The sequence below is a fragment of the Streptomyces sp. NPDC034049 genome (assembly GCF_055575575.1).
Window position 1 is genome coordinate 69463 of record NZ_JBVISJ010000025.1, and the last position, 7306, is coordinate 76768.

Annotated in this window: 6 protein-coding genes; 5 read left to right on the plus strand and 1 reads right to left on the minus strand. The window is 72.4% G+C overall.

Going from position 1 to position 7306, the window contains the following annotated elements:
- Positions 1-23: 23 nt before the first annotated feature.
- From ACZ52C_RS40055 to ACZ52C_RS40065, 3 genes are all read left to right on the plus strand, one after another.
- The gene (locus ACZ52C_RS40055) at positions 24-557 is read left to right on the plus strand and encodes a DUF1990 family protein (RefSeq protein ID WP_469079463.1); all 534 of its coding nucleotides are present in this window, start codon (positions 24-26) and stop codon (positions 555-557) included.
- A 73-nt stretch (positions 558-630) separates the two neighbouring features.
- Positions 631-1698: a hypothetical protein gene (locus tag ACZ52C_RS40060; RefSeq protein WP_469079464.1), complete on the plus strand. Its 1068-nt coding sequence runs from the start codon at positions 631-633 to the stop codon at positions 1696-1698.
- 74 nt (positions 1699-1772) lie between these two features.
- Positions 1773-2003: an e9imm peptide gene (locus ACZ52C_RS40065; RefSeq protein WP_469079465.1), complete on the plus strand. Its 231-nt coding sequence runs from the start codon at positions 1773-1775 to the stop codon at positions 2001-2003.
- A 169-nt stretch (positions 2004-2172) separates the two neighbouring features.
- Here the strand turns inward: ACZ52C_RS40065 and ACZ52C_RS40070 are convergent, their stop codons facing one another.
- Positions 2173-4803 (minus strand): glycosyltransferase family 1 protein, encoded by a 2631-nt coding sequence (locus ACZ52C_RS40070; protein ID WP_469079466.1) that lies wholly within the window; start codon positions 4801-4803, stop codon positions 2173-2175.
- A gap of 344 nt (positions 4804-5147) precedes the next feature.
- Between ACZ52C_RS40070 and ACZ52C_RS40075 the strand changes: the two genes are divergently transcribed.
- The gene (locus ACZ52C_RS40075) at positions 5148-6359 is read left to right on the plus strand and encodes a S8 family peptidase (RefSeq protein WP_469079467.1); all 1212 of its coding nucleotides are present in this window, start codon (positions 5148-5150) and stop codon (positions 6357-6359) included.
- Positions 6360-6588: 229 nt separating this feature from the next.
- On the plus strand, positions 6589-7306 hold a 718-nt coding region (locus tag ACZ52C_RS40080; RefSeq protein ID WP_469079468.1), incomplete at its 3' end, for a maltotransferase domain-containing protein.

Sequence of the window (7306 nt, forward strand, 5' to 3'; positions counted from 1 at the left end):
GGTGCCGCCCTAGTCTGTGCGCCATGCCCGAAACCACCGGCCCGCTCCCCGAGGGCCCCTTCACCTACGAGGCCGTCGGCGCGACCCGCGAGGGCCACTGCCCGCCCGACTTCAGCCCCCTCCACGTCCGCTCCCGCATAGGCGAGGGCACGGACGTGTTCGAGCGCGCCGCGCACGCCGTCCACACCTGGGAGATGCACCGCGCGCTGGGCGTCGGCATACGCGCCTCGGCCCCCGAGGCGGCCCCCGGCGTCGACGTCACGGTCACCCTGGGCGGCATGATCAAGGCCCCCTGCCGCGTGGTCTGGACGGTCGACGAACCCCGCCGCAAGGGCTGGGCCTACGGCACCCTGCCGGGCCACCCCGAATGCGGCGAGGAGTCCTTCGTGGTCGACCGCACGGGCGACGGCACGGTCTGGCTGACGGTGACAGCCTTCAGCCGCGGCGCGAAGTGGTACGCACGGGCGGGCGGGGCGGCGACACGGGGGTTGCAGCACGCGTACGCCCGACGGTGCGGGGTGGTGCTGCGGAGGCTGGCGGGGAACCCCAAGGACTGAGGCGGGCGTCTCAGGCACCGGGGCGCGGCATGTGACCCTGAACTCCGCTGGGCAGCGTACATACGGGGGTGTCGTGAGTCAGGTGCGGTACGGCGAACGGTCGAGGAATCCACTGGCGCGGACCGTGGAGTTGACCGAGGAGCATCTACGCAAGGGCGGCAGGACCACGCCGCTGAGCGAGCTGAACCTCGGCGCCATGGCCGAGGCGTTCCAGCGCGGGTACTGGGTCGGGGGCGGCGGGACGGAACGCCCGCTGACGCGGCTGCCGAACGGCCCCGGGGTCGTCCCGGTGACCCGTGTCACCGGCACCTCCACGCCGGTGAAGGTGCGGCAGGCCGCCGAGTTCGCCCACCGGCTGGGGGAGTTGGCGGTACGGCGATGCGGTGGACCGGCGCAGGTGGCCGCCCTGGCGGACCGCGCCCGGTCCGAGGGCGTACCCCTGTGGATCGCGCGGCGCTACGCGGCGGGCCCCGCCGGTCCGGTGACCGTCGCCGTGGACCGGCGTCTGGTACGCGTCGACGTGTGGGGGCCGCACGCTCCCGTCGTACGGATCCGGGCCCCGCGCGGCTTCCACAGCCAAGCCCCGGAACCGTCCAAGGGCCTGCTGCTGACCGTCGGCGACGTCACGGCCTCCCTCGTCCTCACCAAGCGGCTGCGCAAGTCGAAGAGCTCCGTGGAAGTGCGGCTGCCCGGCGGCCACTGGGTGCTGCGCCGGGAGAGCGGGACGAGTTCATGGCTGCTGCGCGACGAACGCCGCGTCGCCCTGATGACCCGTCCACCACGCCGCCAGGTGCTCGACCCGGGCGCGGTGCTGCTGCCGCTGGCACCCGTGCACCATGAGAGCGCCGATCCCCTGGACGCAGTCATGGCCCATGTCTTCGCCGTCGCCTTCGGGCTCGGGGACACGACAGGCCTGGCCCGCTTCCCGGCGAACCGCAAACGCCCGGCGCGCGAGAGCGAACCGATCGCCCTCGACGAATGGTGGGACCGCACCTGGTTCAGCAACCTCGGCGACAGCAGCGACGACAACGAGCCCGGCGGCGGCGACGGCTGGGGCTCGGACGGCGGAGACGGCGGAGACTCGGGCGGCGGAGACGGCGGGGGCGGCGGAGACGGTGGTGGGGGTGGTGGCGGCGACTAGGTGTACTCGGTCATGACGTTGGTGACCGTCGTCATCACGCTCCGCCACGGTAGACGCACCAGAAACGGGGCCTGATGAGTGCAGTGGAGATGAGCCGCGCGGAGGCGGTCGCGCTCGTGCAGCGGATCATGGAAGCGGACTACGCCTCCGACGACGAGGTGGCCGATTGGCTGAATGGACTCGACAGAGCCTTGGCGTGCCCGGCCGGTCACGTCAGCGACTTGATCTTCTGGCCGCCGGAGCGGGAGCTCTCGGCGGATGAGGTGGTCGATCAGGCTCTCTCGTATCGAGCGATCGCTCTGTGAGGCCGGGGACTCAGCTGCGAAGGCGGCGAAGACCTGACCGATCACCCTTTGCGGGTCGGTGTCCCTTACCGAACGTCATCGGCGGTCGTCGGCCTCAGCGGCGCGTTCTCGGTCGCTTCGCCACCCGGCAGCGGGCGGGATGCACCTCCGCGCACCCCGCCCGCCCGACTCACCGCAGCAACACCCCCGCCCCCTCCCCCAACTCCTCCGAAGGCACCACCAACAGACCCAGTTCGGCGGCGGAGGCCAGCAGGCGGTGGGTCGGGAGGATGCGGACCGTGTAGCCGAAGGAGCCCGTGCGGTCCAGGGAGAGCGGGCCCTCGTAGATCCAGCGGCCCTCGTCGTCGGGGCCGCTCGCCGGCTTCAGCGGGACGCAGGTCGCGTCCGTGATGCGGTCGTCGGTGTCCACGCGGCCGGAGACCGCCTGGACCTCGACGTCGTCCGGGCCGAGGTCGCCGAGGCCCACCCGGACGCGCAGCACCAGCGTCGCGCCCAGCTCGGCGGCCGTGCTGAGCGGGGCCGCCGAGGTCTCCACATGGTCCACGCTCACCCGGTGCCAGGCGCCCCGCACCCGCGCCTTCCACTCGGCCAGTTCGCGCGCCGTGTCCGGGGTCAGGGCACGGTGGGCACGGGCGGCCGGTGTGTAGAGGCGGTCCACGTACTCCCGCACCATGCGGCCCGCCAGCACCTTCGGCCCCAGATGCGTGAGCGTCTCGCGGACCATCTCGATCCAGCGGTCGGGCAGGCCGCCCTGGCCCCGCTCGTAGAAGCGGGGGGTCACCCGCTGCTCCAGCAGGTCGTAGAGCGCCGCCGCCTCCACGTCGTCCCGGCGGTCCTGATCCTCGTCCGTCGCCGTACCGTCCGCCGTCGGGATCGCCCAGCCGAAGTCCGGCCGGAACCATTCGTCCCACCAGCCGTCCAGGACGGAGAGATTGAGACAGCCGTTCAGGGCCGCCTTCATGCCGGACGTACCGCACGCCTCCAGCGGGCGCAGCGGGTTGTTCAGCCAGACGTCGCAGCCGGGGTACAGCTTCTGCGCCATCGCCATGCCGTAGTCGGGCAGGAACACGATCCGGTGGCGGACGCGCGGGTCGTCCGCGAACCGCACCAGCTCCTGGATGAGGCGCTTTCCGCCGTCGTCCGCCGGGTGCGCCTTGCCCGCGATCACGATCTGGATCGGGCGTTCCGGGTGGAGCAGCAGCTCCATCAGCCGGTCCTGGTCTCGCAGCATCAGCGTCAGACGCTTGTACGAGGGGACGCGGCGGGCGAAGCCGATCGTCAGGACGTCCGGGTCCAGCACGCCCTCGATCCAGCCGAGTTCGGCCGTGCCGGCGCCGCGCTGTCGCCAGGAGGCGTACAGGCGTTCCCTCACCTCGACGACCAGTTGTTCGCGCAGGTCGCGGCGGAGGTCCCAGATGTCCTGGTCGGGGATGTCGCCGACGGCGTCCCAGCGTTCGGAGCCGCCGACCGACATGGCGTCCTCGGTCCGTTCGGCGCCGATCTGGCGGGCGCCGAGCCGGAAGACCTCCGGGGCCACCCAGGTCGGGGCGTGCACCCCGTTCGTCACCGAGGTGATGGGGACCTCGTCCGGGTCGAAGCCCGGCCACAGGCCGGAGAACATCTCCCGGCTGACCTGCCCGTGCAGCAGCGAGACCCCGTTGGCGCGCTGCGCGAGCCGGAGCCCCATCACCGCCATGTTGAAGACGTTCGGGTCGCCGCCCGCGTACGTCTCCATGCCGAGCCCCAGGATGCGGCCCACGTCGATGCGCGGGAGTTCGGCGTCGGGGCCGAAGTGGCGGGCGACCAGCTCACGGTCGAAGCGGTCGATGCCGGCCGGGACGGGCGTGTGCGTGGTGAACACGGTGCCGGAGCGGACCGCCTCCAGGCCGGCGTCGAAGTCGAGCCCCTCGTCGCCGAGTTCGGCGATGCGTTCCAGGCCGAGGAAGCCGGCGTGGCCCTCGTTGGTGTGGAAGACCTCGGGCCCGGCGTGGCCGGTGAGACGGCAGTACGTGCGTACGGCCCGGACACCCCCTATGCCGAGCAGCATCTCCTGGAGGAGCCGGTGTTCGCTGCCGCCGCCGTAGAGCCGGTCGGTCACCCCGCGTTCGCCGAGGTCGTTCTCCTCGACGTCCGAGTCGAGCAGCAGCAGCGGCACCCGGCCCACCTGGGCCTCCCAGATCCGGGCGTGCAGCCGGCGGCCGCCGGGGAGCGCCAGGCCGACCTGCGCCTGGGTGCCGTCGGCCTCCTGGAGCGGCACCAGGGGCAGTTCGTTCGGGTCGAGCACCGGATAGTGCTCCTGCTGCCAGCCGTCCCGGGACAGGGACTGCCGGAAGTAGCCGTGCCGGTAGAGCAGGCCCACGCCGATCAGCGGGACCCCGAGGTCGCTGGCCGCCTTCAGATGGTCGCCGGCGAGGATGCCGAGGCCGCCGGAGTACTGCGGCAGCGCGGCCGTGATGCCGAACTCGGGCGAGAAGTAGGCGATGGCGGCCGGGAGTTCGGAGTTCTGCGCCTGGTACCAGCGGTCGCCGCCGACGTAGTCGCGCAGGTCGTCGGCGGCGGCGGTCAGCCGGCGCAGGAAGCGCCGGTCCTCGGCGAGTTCGGCCAGGCGCCGGACCGAGACGGAACCGAGGAGCCGCACGGGGTCGCCGCCGGAGGCGGCCCAGCGCTCGGGGTCGACCGACTGGAAGAGGTCACGGGTCTCCGGGTGCCAGGACCAGCGCAGATTGCGCGCCAGTTCGCTGAGCGGATGGAGGGGTTCGGGCAGGACGGGTCGGACGGTGAATCTGCGGATGGCCTTCACAGAGGATTCCACCTTCGCGCCAGGACGTACGGGCCGGGGGACGCACTCCGCTGTGCGCCGTTCGTCACCCCCCGACGGTAGCGGCGCGGGGGCCGTGGCAACTACGGCGCGTCCCTCCGTATGCAATTACGGCGCATCCGTACCCCGGCCGCCCGGCGGGCCAGTCCGGTCCGGGCCGTTCAGTCCTGAATTCGCCGCAACCCGGCAGCAACCTTCACATGTACCCCACGGGTGATATTGGCCGATTCCACCCCTCTGCGCGGCCTTGTGGCGCTTCACCCCGCACGAGAGGCTTCGGTGAACCCCGGTGTGGGAGCGCCGGGTCGAGGAGGGGGTTCTCAGACATGCACCAGCCGGCAGAGGCGAGAATCAGGCGTGCGCGCCGGGCGGGCGGGTTCACGGCGGTGATGACGGCCGCGGTCCTTTCGGCCATCACCCTGCCCGCGCACGCCGCGCCGGAGGGGTACGTCCACGGCGCCGGCGACCCCGGCTCCGTCAACGGCAGTTACATCGTCACCCTCGAACAGGGAACGAGGGCCCCGTCGACGGCGGGAAGGGGCATAGCGTCGAAGTACGGGGCGAAAATACGCCACATGTACAGCGCCGCTCTGAACGGTTACTCCGTGACGGTCGGTGAGAGGCAGGCCAGGCGGCTCGCGGCCGACCCCCGTGTGGCGTCGGTCGTCCAGGACACCGAGGTCACCCACGACGGCCGCCGCACCGACCCGCCCTCGTGGGGCCTGGACCGCGTCGACCAGCCGGATCTGCCCCTCGACAGGAGCTACAGCTGGCCGAGGTCGGCGGGCCGGGGCGTCACCGTGTACGTGATCGACACCGGGATCCGGATCACCCACAAGGACTTCGGCGGACGGGCGAGCAACGGCTGGGACTTCGTGCAGAACGACCGCACGGCACAGGACGGCAACGGCCACGGCACCCATGTCGCGGGCATCGTCGCGGGCACCGCGTACGGCGTCGCCAAGAAGGCGAAGGTGGTCGCCGTGCGCGTGCTCGACGACGCGGGCGGGGGGACGACCGCGCAGGTCATCGCAGGTATCGACTGGGTCACCGCGCACGCGAGGAAACCGGCCGTGGCCAATATGAGCCTCGGCGGGCCGGGCAACGCCCAGCTCGACGCGGCCATACGCAACTCCATCGCCTCCGGGGTCATCTACACGGTGGCCGCGGGCAACGACGGGCGGGCCGCGGGCCGCTACTCGCCCGCCCGCGTCAAGCAGGCGATCACGGTCGGCGCCACCGACCGCGGGGACGCCCGCGCCGACTTCTCCAACTGGGGCCCGAGCCTGGACCTGTTCGCCCCCGGAAGGTCCATCACCTCGACCTCCTACCGGAGCGACACCGCGAAGGAGACACATTCCGGTACGTCCATGGCCGCGCCGCACGTCGCGGGCGCGGCGGCCCTGTATCTGGCCGACCGGCCGCGGGCCGCCCCGGCGGAGGTGGCCGAGGCGTTGGTGGGGCGCGCGGTTTCGGGCAAGGTCAAGGACAGATATCCGGGCTCCCCGAACAGGCTTCTCCTCGTCGACAACCTGTAGGGGCCCGTAACACCACTGGTGAATGACTCTTTACCGAGAGCGACTACAGTGACCGGCCTCGACCTCTTCGGACGAGGCCGGTCTTGTGTGTAGACATACGCGTGAGTAGTTAACAAAGTGCCGGAATGCCCACCCGCACTGTGTGGGAAGGCTCCACCGGTACGTCCCGCTGGCCCCACCTCCCCACACCCTCATCCGCCCACCCACGTTGACGCGGACAGGAGCGGTCATGCCCGCCACGCACCACTCGTCACCACCCCCGACGACCAGTACCACCCCCGCCCCACCCGACAGCACCGCCGCGCGTCCCGCGCGCCGGGCGCGCACGGGCCCGCCCGCGCCGGCCGCGGCGCCGCCGACACCCCCGAAGGCTCCGAGCGCTCCCACGATCGGACGGATACCGGTCCTCGATGTGCGGCCGACCGTCCACCACGGCCGCCGACCGGCGAAGGCCGTGGTCGGCGAGGCCTTCGAGGTGTCGGCCGTCGTGATCCGCGAGGGCCACGACGCGGTCGCGGCCACGGCCGTGCTCCGGGATCCGGAGGGCCGCCCGACCGCGTACGTCCCGATGCGCGAACTCGCCCCCGGCACCGACCGCTGGGGCGCCACCCTGTCGGTACCGAGCGAGGGCCTGTGGTCCTACGCCGTGGAGGGCTGGGGCGACCCGATCGCCACCTGGCGCCACCACGCCCGGATCAAGGTGCCGGCCGGCATCGACACCGAGCTGGTGCTGGAGGAGGGCGCCCGCCTGCACGAACGCGCGGCCGCCGAGGTGCCCGAGGGCAAGAGCGGACGGGGCACCCTCCTCGCCGCCGTGGACGCGCTCCGGGACACCGCCCGCCCCGACTCGGCCCGGCTGGCCGCGGCGTTGGCGCCGGAGGTGGAGGAGGTCCTGACCCGTCATCCCCTGCGGGAACTGGTCACCTCCTCCGAGCCGTTGCCCCTGC

Excerpts from the sequence above, each read along its gene's own strand:
- ACZ52C_RS40055 (WP_469079463.1), top strand. The coding sequence starts at position 24 with ATGCCCGAAACCACCGGCCCGCTCCCCGAGGGCCCCTTCACCTACGAG.
- ACZ52C_RS40075 (WP_469079467.1), top strand. The coding sequence starts at position 5,148 with ATGCACCAGCCGGCAGAGGCGAGAATCAGGCGTGCGCGCCGGGCGGGC.
- ACZ52C_RS40065 (WP_469079465.1), top strand. The coding sequence starts at position 1,773 with ATGAGTGCAGTGGAGATGAGCCGCGCGGAGGCGGTCGCGCTCGTGCAG.